Origin of the sequence: Amycolatopsis aidingensis (assembly GCF_018885265.1) — a bacterium.
Taxonomy (GTDB): domain Bacteria; phylum Actinomycetota; class Actinomycetes; order Mycobacteriales; family Pseudonocardiaceae; genus Amycolatopsis; species Amycolatopsis aidingensis.
The window spans coordinates 6,406,475-6,424,020 of record NZ_CP076538.1; the positions used below are offsets into that span (position 1 = coordinate 6,406,475).

The 17,546-nt window shown below is 69.1% G+C and carries 22 protein-coding genes and 1 tRNA gene; 9 read left to right on the top strand and 14 right to left on the bottom strand.

Annotated elements, in window-relative coordinates:
* Window positions 1–51 precede the first annotated feature (51 nt).
* The 6 genes from galT to KOI47_RS29190 all read right to left on the bottom strand — a co-directional run bounded on the left by galT (window position 52) and on the right by KOI47_RS29190 (window position 5,406).
* Complete coding sequence (gene galT, locus KOI47_RS29165; RefSeq protein WP_216209843.1) at window positions 52–1,137, bottom strand: galactose-1-phosphate uridylyltransferase; 1,086 nt, start codon at window positions 1,135–1,137, stop codon at window positions 52–54.
* Complete coding sequence (locus KOI47_RS29170) at window positions 1,134–1,922, bottom strand: DeoR/GlpR family DNA-binding transcription regulator (RefSeq protein WP_216217634.1); 789 nt, start codon at window positions 1,920–1,922, stop codon at window positions 1,134–1,136. Before KOI47_RS29170 ends, galT begins: the two co-directional genes overlap by 4 nt.
* Window positions 1,923–1,997: 75 nt before the next feature.
* On the bottom strand, window positions 1,998–3,392 hold the full coding sequence (locus KOI47_RS29175) for a HAMP domain-containing sensor histidine kinase (RefSeq protein ID WP_216209844.1): 1,395 nt from the start codon (window positions 3,390–3,392) through the stop codon (window positions 1,998–2,000).
* On the bottom strand, window positions 3,389–4,081 hold the full coding sequence (locus KOI47_RS29180) for a response regulator transcription factor (protein WP_216209845.1): 693 nt from the start codon (window positions 4,079–4,081) through the stop codon (window positions 3,389–3,391). Before KOI47_RS29180 ends, KOI47_RS29175 begins: the two co-directional genes overlap by 4 nt.
* Window positions 4,082–4,133: 52 nt before the next feature.
* Window positions 4,134–4,745: a trimeric intracellular cation channel family protein gene (locus KOI47_RS29185; protein ID WP_216209846.1), complete on the bottom strand. Its 612-nt coding sequence runs from the start codon at window positions 4,743–4,745 to the stop codon at window positions 4,134–4,136.
* Window positions 4,746–4,755: 10 nt separating this feature from the next.
* Window positions 4,756–5,406, bottom strand: a complete 651-nt coding sequence (locus KOI47_RS29190) for a response regulator (RefSeq protein ID WP_216209847.1) — start codon at window positions 5,404–5,406, stop codon at window positions 4,756–4,758.
* Window positions 5,407–5,561: 155 nt separating this feature from the next.
* On the opposite strand from KOI47_RS29190, the gene KOI47_RS29195 reads away from it, so the two are divergent.
* A tRNA-Arg gene (locus KOI47_RS29195) sits at window positions 5,562–5,634 on the top strand.
* Between the two features lie 60 nt (window positions 5,635–5,694).
* On the opposite strand, the gene KOI47_RS29200 is transcribed toward KOI47_RS29195, so the two are convergent.
* Window positions 5,695–6,531 carry an MBL fold metallo-hydrolase gene (locus KOI47_RS29200; protein ID WP_332461430.1) on the bottom strand — a complete coding sequence of 279 codons (837 nt, stop codon included), beginning with the start codon at window positions 6,529–6,531 and terminating at the stop codon, window positions 5,695–5,697.
* A gap of 161 nt (window positions 6,532–6,692) precedes the next feature.
* Between KOI47_RS29200 and KOI47_RS29205 the strand changes: the two genes are divergently transcribed.
* Window positions 6,693–7,250 (top strand): TetR/AcrR family transcriptional regulator, encoded by a 558-nt coding sequence (locus tag KOI47_RS29205; protein ID WP_216209849.1) that lies wholly within the window; start codon window positions 6,693–6,695, stop codon window positions 7,248–7,250.
* Window positions 7,251–7,262: 12 nt separating this feature from the next.
* Here KOI47_RS29205 and KOI47_RS29210 read toward each other — a convergent pair whose 3' ends face one another.
* Entirely contained in the window at window positions 7,263–8,153 is an 891-nt protein-coding gene (locus KOI47_RS29210; RefSeq protein ID WP_216209850.1) for an RNA polymerase sigma-70 factor, read from the bottom strand.
* A 187-nt stretch (window positions 8,154–8,340) separates the two neighbouring features.
* Between KOI47_RS29210 and KOI47_RS29215 the strand changes: the two genes are divergently transcribed.
* Together KOI47_RS29215 and KOI47_RS29220 are read left to right on the top strand one after the other, a co-directional pair.
* On the top strand, window positions 8,341–8,826 hold the full coding sequence (locus KOI47_RS29215; protein WP_216209852.1) for a carboxymuconolactone decarboxylase family protein: 486 nt from the start codon (window positions 8,341–8,343) through the stop codon (window positions 8,824–8,826).
* Window positions 8,827–8,974: 148 nt separating this feature from the next.
* Complete coding sequence (locus tag KOI47_RS29220; RefSeq protein WP_216209854.1) at window positions 8,975–9,550, top strand: dihydrofolate reductase family protein; 576 nt, start codon at window positions 8,975–8,977, stop codon at window positions 9,548–9,550.
* Between the two features lie 53 nt (window positions 9,551–9,603).
* Here KOI47_RS29220 and KOI47_RS29225 read toward each other — a convergent pair whose 3' ends face one another.
* On the bottom strand, window positions 9,604–9,990 hold the full coding sequence (locus KOI47_RS29225) for a DoxX family protein (protein WP_216209856.1): 387 nt from the start codon (window positions 9,988–9,990) through the stop codon (window positions 9,604–9,606).
* A gap of 70 nt (window positions 9,991–10,060) precedes the next feature.
* Window positions 10,061–10,297 (bottom strand): helix-turn-helix domain-containing protein, encoded by a 237-nt coding sequence (locus KOI47_RS35985; RefSeq protein ID WP_232376335.1) that lies wholly within the window; start codon window positions 10,295–10,297, stop codon window positions 10,061–10,063.
* A 129-nt stretch (window positions 10,298–10,426) separates the two neighbouring features.
* Here KOI47_RS35985 and KOI47_RS29235 point away from each other — a divergent pair, with 129 nt between their 5' ends.
* The gene (locus KOI47_RS29235) at window positions 10,427–10,993 is read left to right on the top strand and encodes an NUDIX domain-containing protein (RefSeq protein WP_216209860.1); all 567 of its coding nucleotides are present in this window, start codon (window positions 10,427–10,429) and stop codon (window positions 10,991–10,993) included.
* 322 nt (window positions 10,994–11,315) lie between these two features.
* Here the strand turns inward: KOI47_RS29235 and KOI47_RS29240 are convergent, their stop codons facing one another.
* The 3 genes from KOI47_RS29240 to KOI47_RS29250 all read right to left on the bottom strand — a co-directional run bounded on the left by KOI47_RS29240 (window position 11,316) and on the right by KOI47_RS29250 (window position 13,605).
* The gene (locus tag KOI47_RS29240; protein ID WP_216209862.1) at window positions 11,316–12,266 is read right to left on the bottom strand and encodes a hypothetical protein; all 951 of its coding nucleotides are present in this window, start codon (window positions 12,264–12,266) and stop codon (window positions 11,316–11,318) included.
* A 494-nt stretch (window positions 12,267–12,760) separates the two neighbouring features.
* A complete protein-coding gene (locus tag KOI47_RS29245) occupies window positions 12,761–13,261 on the bottom strand; it encodes an SRPBCC family protein (RefSeq protein ID WP_216209864.1) in 501 nt (166 codons plus the stop codon).
* Complete coding sequence (locus KOI47_RS29250; RefSeq protein WP_216209866.1) at window positions 13,258–13,605, bottom strand: ArsR/SmtB family transcription factor; 348 nt, start codon at window positions 13,603–13,605, stop codon at window positions 13,258–13,260. Before KOI47_RS29250 ends, KOI47_RS29245 begins: the two co-directional genes overlap by 4 nt.
* A 163-nt stretch (window positions 13,606–13,768) precedes the next feature.
* Here KOI47_RS29250 and KOI47_RS29255 point away from each other — a divergent pair, with 163 nt between their 5' ends.
* The 3 genes from KOI47_RS29255 (at window position 13,769) to KOI47_RS29265 (ending at window position 16,101) form a co-directional block, all read left to right on the top strand.
* Window positions 13,769–14,413, top strand: coding sequence for a phosphatase PAP2 family protein (locus KOI47_RS29255; protein ID WP_216209867.1), 645 nt, complete (start codon window positions 13,769–13,771; stop codon window positions 14,411–14,413).
* Window positions 14,414–14,441: 28 nt separating this feature from the next.
* Window positions 14,442–15,251, top strand: coding sequence for a class I SAM-dependent methyltransferase (locus tag KOI47_RS29260; RefSeq protein WP_216209869.1), 810 nt, complete (start codon window positions 14,442–14,444; stop codon window positions 15,249–15,251).
* 253 nt (window positions 15,252–15,504) lie between these two features.
* Entirely contained in the window at window positions 15,505–16,101 is a 597-nt protein-coding gene (locus KOI47_RS29265) for a hypothetical protein (RefSeq protein WP_216209871.1), read from the top strand.
* Window positions 16,102–16,176: 75 nt separating this feature from the next.
* On the opposite strand, the gene KOI47_RS29270 is transcribed toward KOI47_RS29265, so the two are convergent.
* Window positions 16,177–16,578 (bottom strand): VOC family protein, encoded by a 402-nt coding sequence (locus KOI47_RS29270; RefSeq protein ID WP_216209873.1) that lies wholly within the window; start codon window positions 16,576–16,578, stop codon window positions 16,177–16,179.
* Between the two features lie 190 nt (window positions 16,579–16,768).
* Here KOI47_RS29270 and KOI47_RS29275 point away from each other — a divergent pair, with 190 nt between their 5' ends.
* The gene (locus tag KOI47_RS29275; protein WP_216209875.1) at window positions 16,769–17,515 is read left to right on the top strand and encodes a TetR/AcrR family transcriptional regulator; all 747 of its coding nucleotides are present in this window, start codon (window positions 16,769–16,771) and stop codon (window positions 17,513–17,515) included.
* Window positions 17,516–17,546 lie beyond the last annotated feature (31 nt).

The following is a 17,546-nucleotide window of genomic DNA, read 5'->3' on the forward strand; positions in this document are numbered from 1 at the left end:
CGGTCCTGAGAGCTTGCTGAGCCGAACCTGTGGGTACGACATGAGTGTGCCTCAGGCAGGCAAGGCGGCTCGCAACCTGTCGGCGATCTGCTCCGGGGTCGCGTCGTTCACCCACACCGCCATGCCGGACTCCGACCCCGCAAGATACTTGAGCTTGTCCGGTGCGCGCAGCACGGAGAACAGCTCGAGGTGCAGCCAGCCCAGCTCCCGGTCCCGGTGCACGGGCGCCTGGTGCCAGGCGGCGACATAGGGCAACGGCCGCCCGTAGAGCGCGTCGCAGGAGCGCAGCACGCGCAGGTACACCTCGGCGAAGTCATCCCGCTCGGCCGCGGTCAGCGCGGCGATGTCCGGGACCTGGCGGTGCGGCACCACCCGCAGCTGCACCGGCCAGCGCGCGGCGGGCGGGACGAAGGCGGTCCAGTGCTCACCGCGGGCCAGCAGCCGCGCGCCGGAACGGAGCTCGGCGGCGAGCACGTCCCCGAGCGGGTGACTACCGTGCTCGGCGAGATGCGCGCGGGCGACCTCGATCATCCGCTCGGTGCGCGGGGTCACGAACGGGTAGGCATAGATCTGCCCGTGCGGGTGATGCAGGGTGACCCCGATCTCCTCCCCCCGGTTCTCGAAAGGGAAAACCTGCCGCACACCCTCCACTGTGGAGAGATACTCGGTGCGATCGGCCCAGGCGTCCATCACCGTGCGCACCCGCCGCGGGCTCAGCTCGGCGAAGGAGCGCTGGTGGTCACTGGTGAAACACACCACCTCGCACCGGCCCCGGCCCGGCGCGACCGGCACCACCCCCAAACCATCCACAGTGGTCTGATCACCGGTAACCCCGGCCGCGAAGGAGGGGAAGCGGTTCTCGAAGACCGCGACGTCGTACTCGGCCTCCGGGATCTCGCTCGGCCGCCCCGGTTTGGTCGGGCACAGCGGGCACAGGTCAGCCGGTGGCTTGTAGGTGCGGCTCTGCCGGTGCGCCGCCATGGCGACCCACTCGCGGGTGAGCGGGTCGAGCCGGATCTCCGAGGCGGCGACCACCGGGGGCAGGTCCCTTTCGTCCACCGCATCCCGCGGTACCGGCCGCTCGTCGAAGTAGATGATCTCGCGGCCGTCGGCGAGGCGCCGGGTGGTCCTGTTCACTCCGCATCTCCCGCGACCGTGGCGATCATCAGCTCGCCGACGTGCTCGGCAAGGGCCTCCCTGGCATGGGCCGGTAGCCCGTCGTCGGTGACCACGACGTGTGCCTCTTCGAAGTCGGCGATGGTCGAGATGCCCACCGTCCCCCACTTGCTGTGGTCGGCGAGCACGACCAGTCTGCGGCCCGCCTCGACAAGGGCCCGGTTGGTCTCGCTCTCGGTCAGGTTGGGGGTGGTGAACCCTGGGCCGTCGGCCATCCCGTGCACGCCGAGGAACACCAGGTCCAGGTGCAGGGTGCGCAGGCTGTTCACCGCAACCGGGCCGACCAGCGCGTCCGAGGGGGTGCGGACGCCCCCGGTCAGCACCACGGTGCGGTCGGGCTGGGCGGAGCCGCGCAGTACGTCGGCGACCTGGATCGAGTTGGTCACGATGGTGAGGCCGGGGATCGCGTCCAGCGCGCGAGCCAGCGTCCAGGTGGTGGTGCCCGCGGACAGCCCGATCGCGGTACCCGGCCGGACCAGCCCGGCCGCCACCGCGGCGATGGCTTCCTTCTGCGCGCGCTGCTGCACCGACTTGGCCTCGAACCCCGGCTCGTCGGTGCTCTTGCCGACCACCGAGGTCGCCCCGCCGTAGACCTTCTCGACCAGTCCCCTGCTGGCCAGCACATCGAGGTCACGGCGCACGGTCATATCCGAGACGCCCAACCTGCCGACGAGGTCACTGACCCGGACCGCGCCGGTCCGCCGCGCCTCCTCGAGAATCACCGCTTGCCGCTGCCGCGCCAGCACCGTCAACTCCGTCCCGCGCCCGAACGTCAACTGCACAAAATCCTACACGAACAAACATGTGCTGGATCAGGTGCCTCAACCGGGAATGCCGGGCAGCCGGATCGTCATCAGCGCCCCGCCTTCCGGTGCCCGGCCCGCGTACACCGAGCCGCCGTGCCGCTCCGCGGTCTGCTTGACGATCGCCAGGCCGAGCCCGGAGCCGGGTAGGGTACGCGCCTCCGAGGAGCGGTAGAACCGCTCGAACACCTTGGGCAGGTCGGCATCAGCGATACCCGGGCCCGCGTCGGCGACCTCCAGCACCGCGGTGCCGTCACCGAGCGGCCGCAGCCGGACCACCACTGCGGAGTCGGCAGGCGCGAACTTCACCGCGTTGTCCAGCAGGTTCAGCACGGCGCGTTCGAGTGCCCCGGCATGCCCGCTGACCACCCACGGCTGCAGGGAGACGTCGAACTCGATCTCGCCCGCCCGCCGCCGGGCCCGGTCCAGCGCCCGTTCCACCACCTCGATCAGCTCGACCCGCTCGAACTCGGCCCGCGTCTCGTCCTGCCGCGCCAGCTCGACCAGGTCGCCGATCAGCTGGGTCAGCTCGTCCAGCTGCGCGCGGATGTCGGCCTCGATCTCCGCCCGGTCCTGCTCGGACAACTGCCCGGTCTGCGAGCGCTGCGCGGCCAGCAGCAGCTCCAGGTTGGTGCGCAGCGAGGTCAGCGGGGTGCGCAGCTCGTGCCCGGCGTCGGCGACCAGCTGCCGCTGCCGCTCCTGGGACTCGGCGACCGCGGCCAGCATGGTGTTGAAGCTGTGCGTCAGCCTGGCCAGCTCGTCGTCCCCGCTGACCGGAATCGGCCGCAGGTCGGCGGTGCGCGCCACCCGCTCGGTTGCCGAGGTGAGCCGCTCCACCGGGTGCAGCCCGGCACGGGCCACGGCGGTACCGGCCAGCGCGGCCACGATGATGCCCGCACCGCTGATCAGGAACAGCACCAGGGACAGCTCGCCCAGCGTGTGCTTGGTCGGGGCCAGCGACTGGGCGAGCACCATGGCCTGCCCCGGCCCCGAGGGCAGCGCGATCACCCTGGTGTTGGTCTCGGTGTCGGTGCGCAGCGAGTAACGCGAGGTGCCCTGCGCGACCGCCAGCTCATCCGGCCCGGATGCGGGCCTGCGGCCCTCGCTGGGGGCGATCATCTGGTTGTCCGCGTACAGCAGCCCGATCTGGATGTCGGTACTGGTCAGGAACGCGCCGGGGATGGTCTCCAGCCGGTTGCGCACCAGCGGCACCTCGACCGCGGAGGACGCCCGCTCGATCAGGTTCTCGTCCAGCTGCTCGTACAGGTTGTCCCGCACGGTGAGGTACGCGCCGAGCGAGACCAGCCCCACCGCACCGGCCACGCAGATCGCCGCGAGCAGGGTGACCCGCGAGCGCAGCGAGAACCGGCGGCCGCCGGCACCGCGGCGGCGGGTGACGTCCACCGCCGTCACGGGGGCGTGTCCCGCAGCACGTAGCCGACCCCGCGCACGGTGTGGATCAGCCGCGGCTCGCCGTCGGCCTCGGTCTTGCGCCGCAGGTACCCCACGTAGACCTCGAGCGCGTTACCCGAGGTCGGGAAGTCGTAGCCCCAGACCTCCTCCAGGATCCGGCTCCTGGTCAGCACGTGTTTGGGGTAGGTGAGGAACAGCTCGAGCAGGGCGAACTCGGTGCGGGTCAGGCTGATCGCCCGCTCGCCCCTGCGCACCTCCCTGGTGCCGGGGTCCAGGGTCAGGTCGGCGAAGCTCAGCGTCTCGGCGTCCTGGTCGGCCTGGTTCTCCGCACTGGCCCTGCGCAGCAGCGCGCGCAGCCGGGCCAGCAGCTCCTCCAGCGCGAACGGCTTGGGCAGGTAGTCATCGGCGCCCGCGTCCAGCCCGGAGACCCGGTCGGAGACGGTGTCCCGCGCGGTGAGCACCAGGATCGGCAGGTCGTCACCGGTGCTGCGCAGCCTGCGCGCCACCTCGAGACCGTCCAGCCTCGGCATCATGACGTCCAGCACCATCGCGTCCGGGCGGTTGGCCACGATCGCGTCCAGTGCCTGCGCACCGTCGCTGGCCAGCTCCACCTGGTACCCGTTGAATTCGAGGGAGCGGCGCAGGGACTCACGAACGGCCCGGTCGTCGTCGACAACGAGAATGCGCATGGGCACAGTCTTACCTGCCCGGCTGAGACCGGGCTTAGAGCGCGGGGTGACTTCACTCCCCGGTGCCACGCGCGACCGGCGCGTTCCACCTGCGCCACAGGGCCAGCACCCGCACCCCGACCACCACCCCGGCGGCGACCAGGGTGACCGGCGCGGCTGGCAGGCCGAGCAGGTGACCCGCGCCGACCAGCACGGCCCCGGCCAGCGCGGCCAGCGCGTAGATCTCCTTGCGCAGCACCAGCGGGATCTGGCGCAGCAGCAGGTCGCGCAGGGCCCCACCGCCGATGCCGGTGGTCATGCCGATCAGTATCGCGGTGTACACCGGGGCGCCCTCGTACAGCGCGATCACCGTGCCGGTGGTGGCGAACACCCCGAGCCCGACCGCGTCGGCAAGTAGCACGGCCTTGCGCAACCGGGCCATCACCGGGTGGAAGGCGAACACCGCCAGCGCCACGGCCGCGCCGGTCGCCAGGTACGGCCAGGTCCGCAGGGTGGTAGGCGGGTGGGTGCCGAGCAGGACGTCCCGGATGATCCCGCCGCCGAGCGCGGTGGTCAGGCCGAGCACGATCACGCCGAACAGGTCCAGCCGCGCGCCGACCGCCGCCAGCGCGCCGGACGCCGCGAAGGCGGCCAGCCCGACCATCTCCAGCGCGGCGAGCACCATGAATCGTGACTTACTCGATCAAGCCGCCCCGGTAGGCGAGCAAGGCGGCCTGCACCCGGTTCGCGGCGCCGATCTTGGACAGCACCGCCGAGACATAGCCCTTCACCGTCGCCTCGGAAAGGTGCAGCTTGCTGCCGATCTCGGCGTTCGACATGCCCTGGCCGATCAGGCCGACCACCTCCCGCTCCCGCTCGGACAGCGAGGCCAGCAGCTTGCGCGCGGGCTGGGCGGCCCGCTGCTCGTCCCGGTGCACCTGCACCATCCGGGCCGCCACCCCGGGATCGAGAACCGCGCCCCCGCGGGCGAGATCGCGGATCGCCCGCAGCAGGGCGGGCGGGTCGATGTCCTTCAGCAGGAACCCGTTCGCGCCGAGCCGCAGCGCAAGGCTGACGTACTCGTCGATGTCGAAGGTGGTGAGCATGGCCACGTAGGGCGGTTCGGGCAGGGCCTGGATCGCGCGCAGCGCCCGGATCCCGTCGTCCGCGGAACGCATCTTGATGTCCAGCAGGGCAACGTCCGGGTGAAACCTGCGTGCCGTCTCCACGGCCGACCGGCCGTCGTTGGCCTCCCCGACGATGTCGATGTCATGCGCGCTGGAGAGCATGGCACGCAGACCCGAGCGGACCAGTTCCTCGTCGTCCGCGAACATGACCTTGATCAACGATGCCTCCGGCCAGACGTGCGGCGGGTCACCCCGCGTGCGGTTAACGAAGGCTACCGACTGGGTGGCCGTTAACGAAAACCACACGCGAGGCCGGACCGGAAGGCAGGTCCCCTCGCCGGGGGATCGCGGCGGTAGGTACCCTTGCCCAGGTAGCCCGCGTAGCTCAGGGGATAGAGCGTCCGCCTCCTAAGCGGTAGGTCGCAGGTTCGAATCCTGCCGCGGGCGCACTATGCCGCCGTCGGGGCCAATGTGCTGACGCTTTCCGGCCCCGCTGGCCGAGACCGGTCAGGTCCTGCTCCATCCGGCCAGCGCGAGGCCGGTGCTCGTGGTGACGATCCGCCCGGCGGTCGGGGGTGGAAAGTGGGTGCCCAGCACGAGGGTGCCGGTGTCGGCGAGCGAGTTCAGCAGGGAGCGGCGGGTGACCTCGGCACGGGCCGGGTCGATGTCCACGCAACTGCCGATCTCCGGCCGGGACAGCTGAACCGGATGATGGACGCAGTCGCCGGTGATCAGCGCGGCGCGGTCGCCGCTGCTCAGCCGCACGGCGAGGTGGCCGGGGGTGTGCCCGGGTGTCGGCAGGAGCCGCAGGCCGGGCACGAGGTCCATCCCGTCGGCGGGCACGTCGACGAGGTCCAGCAGGCCCGCCTCCTCGACGGGGTGCACGGAGTCCCGGAACATCTGCCGCCGGGCTTCGTCCATGTCATAGCCGGCCCAGAAGTCCCGTTCCACCCGGGAGGTCAGGTACCGGGCGTTCGGGAAGGTCGGCACCCACTCACCCGCCACCGACCGGGTGTTCCACCCGACGTGATCGGTGTGCAGATGGGTCAGTACCACCAGATCGACGGACTCCGGCGCGAACCCCGCCGCCGTGAGCCGGTCGAGGTAGCCGGTCCGCAGGTCGTGCCAGGCCGGGTTGGCCCGCTGCTTACCGTTGCCGATCCCGGTATCCACGACGACCTTCAGCCCGGCCGCCGAGATCGCGAAGCTGTGGCTGGCCAGGCGCAGCACACCCGTGTCGTCGGCGAAGTCCGGGCGCAGCCATCCATGGCTTGTGACGACCTCAGGGGTCGCCGCGGGCAGTAGCCAGGGACCGGTCTCCGGCGGCAGTGGCACCTCGTCCACGCGCCACACCCTGAACTCGCCCACGCCCCAGGACGGCATCATCATTGCCCCTCCAAAAGCAACTTATTTGCGTTAATTCACGCTAGACCCCGACAGGGGCTGACGCAAATACTTTGCCTTTGACGGGGTTGGCGCGACAGGTTTGCTTTAAGCTGGCTGCCATGAGCCGCAGGGCAATGGTGCGTCCCGGGGGCCGGAGCGCCCGTGTCCAGGAGTCGGTGCACACGGCCGTCCGCGAACTCGAGGCAGAGGCGGGACGCGAAGCGCTGACCGTGCCCCGGATCGCCACCCGAGCCGGGGTCACGCCCTCCACCATCTACCGCCGGTGGGGTGACCTGCACCGGCTGCTGTCCGACGTCGCAGTCGAACACCTACAGCCCGAATCGCCACCGCAGGACCGGGGCGGCCTCGCCGCGGACCTGGAAGTGTGGGCCGAGCAGTTCCTCGACGAGATGTCCTCCCTCCCGGGCCGCGCCTACATCCGGGACGCCCTGCTCGGCGACCCGGACGGCGGCAACGCAGGACAGTGCTCTGCGTATGCGGCCGGGCAGATCGAGGTGATCCTCGCGCGGGCCACCGAGCGGGGTGAGCGCACGCCGGATGTGGAGACGGTGCTGGACCGGCTGGTGGCGCCGATGATGTATCGCATCCTGTTCCGCCCCGGCGGGCTCGGTCCCGATTACGCGCGACGGCTGACGGCCGGGCTGCTGGGCCGCTGACGGCCGGGCGCCTCAGCGACTCAGCGCGACCTCCCGCTGCATATGCGTCAGCTTCTCGGGGTTGCGCACCGCGTAGAGCCCGGTGATGCGGCCCTCGTCGATACGCAGCGCCACGACGGTGTCGAGCTCGCCGTCCTGCCGGAGTACCAGCGCCGGGTAGCCGTTGACCTGCGCAGGCCCCAGTGTGGCCGTGGCTGGAAGCTTGCCCAGCCCGATGACCAGCAGGCGGGCCACCTTGTCGGCCCCCACGATGGGCCGCGGGATGGCCTGCTTGACCCCGCCGCCGTCACCGAGCATGACGACATCCGGCGCCAGGACGTCCAACAGGCCCTGTAGGTCGCCGGTTTCGGCCGCCCGCTGGAAGGCCTCAAGTGCTGCCCTGGTCTCCGCCGCGGATGCGGGCCCACGTGGCCTGCGCGCGGCGACATGCTCCCGTGCCCGGTGCGCGATCTGACGAACCGTGGCCGGGTTCTTGCCGACGGCCTCGGCGATCTCCTCGTAGTCCACAGCGAACACCTCCCGCAGCACGAACACCACTCGCTCGGTCGGCGTGAGCGTCTCCAGCACCAGCAGCATCGCCATCGAGACGCTGTCGGCCAGTTCGACATCCTCGGCCACATCGGGCGCGGTCAGCAGCGGCTCGGGCAGCCAGGAGCCCACATAGGACTCCTTGCGCCTGCCGAGGGTGCGCAGCCGGGTGAGCGCCTGGCGGGTGGTGACCCGGACCAGGTATGCCCGCTGGTCCCGCACCGTGCCGAGATCCACGCCGGTCCACCGCAGCCAGGTCTCCTGCAGCACGTCCTCCGCGTCGGCGGCCGAGCCGAGCATCTCGTAGGCGACGGTGAACAGCAGGTTGCGGTGGGCGAGGAAGGCCTCGGTGGCGGGGTCAGGGCTGCCTGCCATGGTGGCTCCTCGTTACGTCTCGGCTGGGTCATCCACGTCATCCACCAGACACCGCGGCCGGCCGCTTTGTGACACCGGGGGCCTGACTCTGGGCGTGGCGCGCGTCACAGCACCGAACTGTCACGGCCGGTGGGTTCGGCGGCATCTGGTGTTCGTTCCGTGCAACACCACGAGTGAGGACGAGGCCATGGAAGCCCGATTCAACATGTTCGAGAACGAGATCGTCGCCAGGTTCACCAAGCGGTTCGCCGGCGCGGGCCAGGTGATCCACCAGTCGGCGCTGCCGAACTCCACCCAGGAGCTGGTTTCGCTGCGCGCCAGCCAGATCAACGGCTGCGGCTGGTGCATCGACATGCACACCAAGGAGGCCGCGGCCGCAGGGGAAACCGCGGTCCGGCTCAACCTGGTCGCCGCCTGGCGCGAGTCCACGGTGTTCACCGAGGCCGAGCGGGCCGCGCTGGCGCTCGCCGAGGAGGGCACCCGGCTCGCCGACGCCCACCCGGGGGTCTCCGACGAGACCTGGGCCGAGGTACGCAAGCACTACGACGACGACCAGACCGCCGCGCTGATCTGCATGGTCGCCCTGATCAACGCCGCCAACCGGCTGGCGGTGATCGTGCACCAGCGGGGAGGCTCCTACCAGCCCGGCGCGTTCGCGGACATGGCGGGCTGACCGGCCAGCCTGCGAAACCGGCCCGGTCCGGGATCAGCCGATCCGGGGCCGGGCCCGCCCCCGGAAATTTCTCGGCGCGGGGTGTCGTGTTCGGTGGCTCTCGTTCGACGCACTGCCGACAGCACATCAACACCACCAAGGAGCACCCATGCGCACCCTGATCAGCACCGCGTTCGTCTCGCTCGACGGCGTCATCGAGGGGCCTGGCGGCGAGCCCGGCTACCGCAACTCGGGCTGGACCGTCAACGACATCGAGTTCGAAGAGGCCGCCTACGAGATCAAGGGCCGGGAGCAGGAGGAGGCCACGGCCATGCTGCTGGGCCGGGTCAGCTACCAGGCGTTCGCGCCGGTGTGGCCGGACATGACCGAGGAGTTCGCAGGCTACAACGCGATGCCGAAGTACGTCGTGTCGACCACGTTGCGGGAGACGGACCTGGTGTCCAACTGGGGCGAGACGCACATCCTTCGTTCCCTTCCGGACGTGGCCGCGCTCAAGGAGACCGAAGGCGGCCCGATCATCGTGCACGGCAGCGCCGCGCTGAACCGCAACCTGTCCGATGCCGGCCTGATCGACCGCTATCACCTGCTGGTCTTCCCGGTCCTGCTGGGCGCGGGCAAGCGGCTGTTCAGCGATACCGACAAGGACAAGCAGAACCTCAGGCTGATCGAGAGCGAGTCCTTCGCCAACGGGATCCAGAAACTGGTCTACGGCCTCGCCCGCTGACCGCGCCGGGGGTGGGGTCGGCCGCCGGGCCACGGTGACCCCACCCCGGCCGGTCAGGCGGTGAAAGACCAGGGACCGAACCGGCCCCAGGCGATGAATGCCGCGAGCGCCAGATAGAACGAGGTCACCGCCACGAACTTGGCACCGTCGCGGTAACGCACATGGGTGCTGATCGCGCCGATCATCAGCAACACCCAGCAAGCGGCCGTCACCGGCACCAGCACCGGCGCGATATCGAGCACGGCGGGCAGGATCAGGCCGGCCGCGGCCAGGAGTTCGAGGATCCCGAGGGTTTTCACGAATCCGACACCGGCGTCCGCGGTCCATCCCCCGCCGGCGGTCTTGCCCAGTTTCGCCTTGGGCACGAACGTCTTGCTGATGCCGCCGGTCAGGGCGACCGCGGCGAGCAATCCGGTGGCGATCCACAACGCGAGGTCCATGAGGCTCTCCTTTGTTTCCGGGAGTCGGCCTCAAGACACCGCCCGATCCGTCGCCGTGACACCACGTGAGTCAGGTCACCCCGGGGCGGCGGCCACGCATCCGGCCGGGAACCAGCGCATGCAGTTCACCGCCCGCGTGCAGCGCCTGATCGCAGGCCAGCGCCAGTTCGGGCGTCGCAGCCTTTCCCCCGTTCTCGACCCTGCTCAGATGACCCTTGCTGTAGTGCACGAGCCGGGCCAGCCTGCTCAGCGAAAGCCCCCGCGCCCTGCGCAGGCGCCTCAACCGGTCCGCGAACGCATCCCGCACGGCGACACCCCCTCGGATCAGTATCGCAGTCCGATTCCGGTCTGAGCCCGCTTGTCCAGCATCTGTCCAGCTTTCGGCAGTCCCACCTCCGCCGCCGGATGGTTGTATGTTCGTATGGGGTTCGGGTGTATGAACGAGCAGGCCGGTGTCGTCATGGCGTGGCAGCTGTTGAAAAGTGACGTCGTGCATTCGAACCCGTGGTTCGACGTCCGCCGCGACCTGGTGATCCGCCCGGATGGTGCGCGGGACGTCTACGCACATGTCGTCACCCCGGATTCGGTGACGATTCTGGCCCAGTACCAGGACGACAGCGTGGTCCTCACCCGGCAGTGGATTTACACCCACGGCGGGACGGAATGGCGGCTGCCCGGCGGGGTCGTCGAGGCCGGGGACACCGATCCGGCCGCCGCCGCCCGGCGCGAACTCGCCGAGGAGACCGGCCTGCGCGCCAGTAGCTGGCGCAAGCTCGGCGTGGTGCACGGCGCCGACTCGCTGAGCAATCACGTCGACCACCTCTTTCTGGCCACCGGACTGACCGAGGGACCGGACGCACTCCGGCCCGGCGAGTCCGACCTGCAGGTACGCAGGCTGGCATTCACCGACGCACTGTCCCTGGTGCGCGGCGGGCAACTCCCGCACGCGGGCAGCGGCCATGCCCTGCTGCTCACCGCGTTGCGCCGCGCCGAGGTCGGCTGACCTTCCACCGCCGTTTTCCCTGGTTACCGGGCGTTTCCGGGTTTCCCATCCGAGCTGGAAACGGGAAACCCATTCCAATTCAGAAGATTCGAAACGTAACCTGAAAACGTCGAGAACAAATCGACGTCAATTATCGGGTTCGCCACATTGCCCATTCGAAAACCGCTAGCGCGCTGCCGGCACGCGCTCATTTCGAATGACAGGGACGGCGAATCAAGCGAATCGAATCGACGGAAGGAAGCAAAACATGGAACCGCACGCCCTCATCGAGCTGCTCACCGTTCTGTTCACCGTGTTCGGCTGACCGGAAACCGGGCCGGGGTTACGGTCGCCACTGGATGCCGTAACCCCGGCCCGGCCGGGGTTCGGTGAAGGAGGCGGCGACCTCGCCCACCCCGTTCACCGTAAGCTGATCGGCACCGGGCTCGCCCTCGTCGGCGTCCCGGTGAAACACATCGGACAGCCGCCACACCGCTTCCGGAATCCGTTCCAAACCGAACCGGATCACCAGGTCGAACCGTTCGCACCGGCGTTCCGGCCAGAACACATAGGTCGGCCGCATCGCCTGCCCCTGCGGAATGCGAACCTCCAGCGAGAACGTGTGGGTCTGTCCCGCCTGAAGCCGCTCAGGCAGCTGGAGGCCCATCAGGAACCGACGCGCGGAGGGGCGCTCCGTACTGGCCAGCACCGCCCCGTGCACCACGCGCACGTCGAGATCGGCGGGCCTCCCTTCGGGACCGCGCGGAATGCTGATCGACCACGGGATCCATTCGATCCCGTCCTTGGCGGCCACGATCTCCCTGCGCTCGGTACAGACCGGCGTCGGGCCGTCCATGCGCAGCACCGCGGAGAAATGCCGGACATGCCACGTGTGGTCCCGCTCGCCACCGTGGTCCGGCACCGGCTGCCGTCCCGCGGCCTCGACCAGCCTGGTCAGCCCGGTGTCCATCCGCCTGCGGATCGTGCGCACATCCCTGCTGGCCCCGCGCGCGAGCCAGCGCACCCGGTCACCGAGAAACGGCTGCTGCGCCTCGTTGTTCAGGCCGAGCGAGGTCGCGGTCGCGGTCCGCAGGTCCTCCGGAAAGCTTTCGATCTTGCCGAGTACCCAGCTGCGGATACGTTCCCTGATCATTTCGGCGCCGTCGTCCTTGCTGATCCCGCACAGTTCCCGCAGCGCGGGCCCGACCACGCGATCCAGGCCGGGGGCATGCAGGCCACGGCCCCGGCGCAGCAGTTTGAACTCGTCCATCAGCTGGTTCGACGAAAGCGTCATCACGCCCTCCGCTCCGACCGAAACTGGCGTCCCGAGTGTATGACACCACGGTCCCGGCCCTATCCCGGCGGCCGCGCGGGAAACCCGCCGCGGCTGCGCCGAAATCGTGATCTTTCTACGGCGGCCCGAATCGTTCCGGTCGAATGATCATTCCGTTTCGGCGGGCCGGGAGAGCTGGTAGGGCACCGCCGGACCGGCCCGCCGTGTCCCCCTCCGAACGCACGGCGGGCACGGTGGTGCTGGTGCCACGGGCCGCATCCCCCAAAGCGGCCCGTGGCCTGCCCAGGACGAGCTCCAGCAACTCACCAGGAACGGTCCGGCGGGCGTCGATACAGCCGAGCGTCGCCAGCAAAGTCGCCTCCCTGTTGCGAGCACCCGCATGGCGTAATTCATAGCCCAATCGAAGGCTCAGCGGGACCCCGTTCGGCCCATTGGTCATTTATTGACCACTATCTGTCTCTTGATCATTGCTCCGGTCGCCGGATGTTTTCCGATCAATCACGGGTGGACCGAAGCTGGTCCCGCAACACCTCGTCCAGGCGTTCCATGGAGTCGTTGATGCCGTGCTCCATCCCGCTCTCCAGCGCCATGTCCCTGGCCTGCACCGAGGGGTACACCGAGTGGGTAAGCACCCTGGTCCGGCCACCGAGGTCCTCGAAGGACAGTGACTCGAGGCAGGGGTTGCCGGGGGCACCCTCGAACTCGAACGTCTGTACCACTCGCCTGGGCTCGGTCACCTCGTGGAAGACGCCGTGGAAGCCGAACTCGGCGCCCTCGGTGTCGCGGTGCACGTAGCGGTACCTGCCACCGGTGCGCGCCTCGTGTTCGATGATCTTCAGCTCCAGCTCGCGCGGCCCGAGCCAGTTCACCAGGATCTCCGGGTCGGTCCAGGCGCGGAACACGCGCTCCACCGGCGCCTCGAACTCGCGCTCGATCTCGATGAACGGGGTTCCCGGCTGGGCGGTGATCGTGGTCGGGTTCCGGTGCTCGCTCATTTTTCCTGCTCCTTCATTGTTTCCAGTACGGCATCGAGCCGGCGGTACTGCCGCTCGAGGTTGAGCCGATGGGTGTCGATCCAGCTCGTCAATGTCTCCAGCGCCGCGGCCTCCAGGTGACAGGGGCGACGCTGACCCTCGCGGCTGCGGGTGATCAGCCCGGCCGACTCCAGCACCTGGATGTGCCGGGACACGGCCTGCTTGGTGATCGGGAACGGCTCGGCCAGCTCGTTGACGGTCGCGTCGCCGTGGGAGAGCCGGGCGATCAGCGCCCGCCGGACCGGATCACCCAGTGCCGTGAACGCCCGGTCCAGCCACTCCTCCACATCTTCGTCAACCGCCATCTTTATCAACCAATCTGTTTATCAACGAACTGGTTGATAACCTAGCCGACGTGCGCCGCACCGTCAAGCCGGATGGCCGAGGAGGACCCCGACGAAAGTCAGGGACGGCCGCTGCCGTTGGTGCACCGCGCCGGGGCGCACGCTTGCCCTAGCGTCGGCGGGAATGGAAAGACAATCACCAGAACCCGTGCTGACCAGCGGGAACATCGAGGATGTTCCGGACGCCAGCGCCGCGCTGTACCGGGAGATCGTGGATCTGGCCGCGGGCACCCCTTCCTGGCTGCAGTCCTTCGCCGGGTTCTTCACCGATGCCGCGATCGTGCTACTGGCCGGGTTGATGGTGCTGTGCTGGTGGCGCGCCCGGCGACTGCCTGCCCGCACGATGGCGGTGACAGTGCTGGCCCCGGCAGCCACCGTCCTCGCCTACGGGCTGAGCGAGATCCTCAAACTGGTCAAGCAGGTGGAACGCCCCTGCCGCACGCTGCCCGAGGTGGTACCGATCGTGGACTGCCCGCCGCCAGGCGACTGGTCCTTCCCCAGCAACCACGCGGTGGTCGCGGGCGGTGCCGCGGTCGGCATCCTGCTGGCCTGGCGGGCACTGGGCGCGCTCGCGCTCCCGATCGGCCTCACCGCCGCGGCCTCCCGGGTTTTCGTCGGCGCGCACTACCCGCATGACGTGGTGGTCGGACTGCTGCTCGGCGCGCTCGTGGTGGGTGTGCTGACCGGACTGCTGCTGCGGCCCGCCACCGAGCTGATCACGCGGCTGCGCGAGCGGCAGCGGACCGGAGCGCCGCGACAACCCTATTGAACATAATTTTCGATTACACTGCGCCGGTATGAACGCAGAGGCGATCGGCGGCGTCTTCAGTGCCGCGCACCGGGAGTTCACCGGCTGGTCGGGACGGCTGTGGCGGCCGCTCGGGGAGATCACGGCCGCGGTGGCCAGGCCCGCGCCGGGCGAACGGGTGCTGGACGCCTGCTGTGGCGCGGGGGCATCGGCGATTCCCGCCGCACGCGCGGTGGGCTCCCGCGGGGTCGTGCATGGCGTCGACGTGGCCGAAGGGCTGCTCGAGCACGGCAGACGCGAGGCCGCGGCACTCGGCCTCGATCACCTCCGGTTCGTCAACGCCGACGTGCTGGCCTGGCGGGACGACGCCCCCTACGACCTCGTGCAGTGTGCCTACGGCGTGTTCTTCTTTCCCGATATGGACGAGGGGTCCCGGCGGCTGGCAGGCCTGCTCCGCCCCGGCGGCCGGTTCGCCGTGACCACGTGGCTGCGGGACGGTATGGCACGGCTGGTGCCGATCGGCGTGGCGGCGGCCCTGCCCGAACGCCCCGAACTGGCCGAGTACCGGCAAGGCCGGGGACCGGATGGCCGGGTGGACACCCCCGAGAAGGTGCACTCCTGGCTCACCTCGCTCGGGCTACGGGACGTCACGGTCGAGGAGGTGCGCTTCACCCAGCCGCTGCACGTCGAGGACGCCTGGTCGTTCTTCCTCTCCGCGGCCATGCGCGGTTTCGTCGAAGGACTTCCGCCGGACGCCATCGACCGGGTACGGGCCCGGTTCGAAGAGGGGTTGCGGGAGGCGGATATCGGCATCCTCGACGGCAGCTCACTGATCGGCATCGGGCACGCACCTGGCTGAGCCGCCGCCCGGCTGCGCCAGCACCGGAAACGCCCGAATGCAAATCGATCACCTCGCGTACCGAATCCCAACGCTTGACTGGACAACACGGTAACCATAATCTGTGCCGCGTCAGAAAATTTTCTGACATCACCAGGTACGGCACTTTCGGAATGCCGAAAGATTCACGTTCCACCGCGCACGAACAAAACGTGCGAACCGGGAGCGCCGTGCGACGTCCTGATCGTTTTCGGAACGGTATCGAGGAGGCAAAATGCGTACCACAAGCAAAGGAACTCGTATTTTCGCTGCCGTCGCGACACTACTCGCCGGAATGACGGCCGCGGCACCGGCGGCACAGGCGAGCGAGGCCGAAACGCGGCCGCTCCCGCACTGCACGATGTACATATCCGCCGGTACGGTCGACTGCTACGCCACCTTCCATGAGGCCATCGCCAACGCGACCGGTGGCAAGGTCACCGACGCTCCTTCGGCCGCTTCCGCCATGCACGACGAGGTATTCGCGCAGCGTCTCAACTCGTTGACCGAACCCGACGGCAGCCCGAAAACCGGCGTGGCCAGAGTGGTGACCTCGATCGAGTTCCAGCACCCGAGATACCAGGGTGCGACTTTCACCTGGTACCAGAGCCGGGGCTGCGACAACGACACCGGGGTCGAATACTCCGTCCGGAATATCAAAGACCACAACTCATGGTGGAACGACCGCATATCCTCGTTCCGAGGCTACTCCAAATGCCAGGTGAACCACTACGAACACACCGGTTTCAGAGGCGCGAGAACCGGATACCGCAGTGAGATGAGCACCATGGGCGTGATGGAGGACGAAACCTCGTCGCTGAGATGGAGATGATCCCGGGCACACCGAGGTGAACAGCCGCCCGCGTACCAGGAACCGGCCACCGGTACGCGGGCGGTCACCCGCCGGTCACTGCAGCGCTGTCGGGTCCATGTAGACGACCTCCCAGAGGTGACCGTCGAGGTCGTAGAAGCTACGGCCGTACATCGGGCCCTGGTCCATGGGCTCGCGCACGACCTGCCCGCCCGCGGCGAGTGCCTTGTCGACCAGCTCGTCCACGCCCTGTCTGCTGTCCGCGCTCAGCGCCAGGGTCACCTCGGTGGTCTTGGTAGCGTCCGCGACCTCCTTGCTGGTGAAGCCGGCGAAGAACGACTCGACCAGCAGCATCACGTAGATGTCCTCGCTGATCACCACGCAGGAGGCGTTCTCGTCGGTGAACTGCTCATTGATCGAGTAGCCGAGCTTGGTGAAGAACTCCTTCGACTTGTCGAGGTCACGGACCGGGAGGTTGACGAAGATCTTGGTGGACATGCGGGCTCCCACTTTCTACGGGTAACACAGGTGTCTTGTGGATACTTTGCTTCCGCCGGACTCGTAAGTGTCCGGCGGACACATCGGTGTACACTAGACACCCGAGTCGGGTGTCGGCAAGACCCGGATCGTCCGGATTCATGGACATCCACGAACGGACATGAACGGTCACGGACGGAGAGGAGAGCGGATGGCGAGCTCGGGCGAGGACGCTGCCGGGGATCAGGCTGGCAGCATCGAGCTGCTCTGGGGGCTGCGGGACCGGCAGGCCAGGAAGCAGCGACCGGCGCTCACGGTGGACCGCATCGCCAGGGCCGCGATCGAGCTCGCCGACACCGAGGGCATGGCGGCCGTGTCCATGCAGCAGGTGGCGAGCGCACTCGAGGTCACCAAGATGGCGCTGTACCGGCATGTCTCCAGCAAGGCCGAACTGGTCGCGGTGATGATCGAGACCGCGGTCGGCGAGCCGCCCGACCTCGGCGCGGTGCCGGGAGGCTGGCGGGCCAGGATGGAAGCCTGGGCGGCCGGGATGCGGGAGACCTGGCAGCGGCATCCCTGGCTCCCGGTCGCCACCGTCGGCCAGCGGGTGATGGGGCCGAGGGAGATCGGCTGGACCGAATGCGCGGTGGCGGCGCTGGAGGGAACCGGACTGAGCGGCGACGAGCGGATGGACGCGGTCTTCCTGCTCAGCGGCCACATCCGCAACACCCAGTCCGCCGCGGCCGCCGGCACCCAGCCGTGGACCACCCAGCGGCGGCTGAATCCGCTGATCGAGGAGCTGATGCGCACCCGCGACGTCCGGTTTCCCGGGCTGGTCGGCGCCACCGAATCCGCCGACGGCGCCCCGCTGGACAACGGCTGGGAGTTCGGCCTGCGCCGTATCCTGGACGGGCTCGCCACGCTGATCGCCGAGCGCGCCGAACCCGATGTCCGATAATCGCTGGCACAGTGCTCCACGCAGGTCCTAG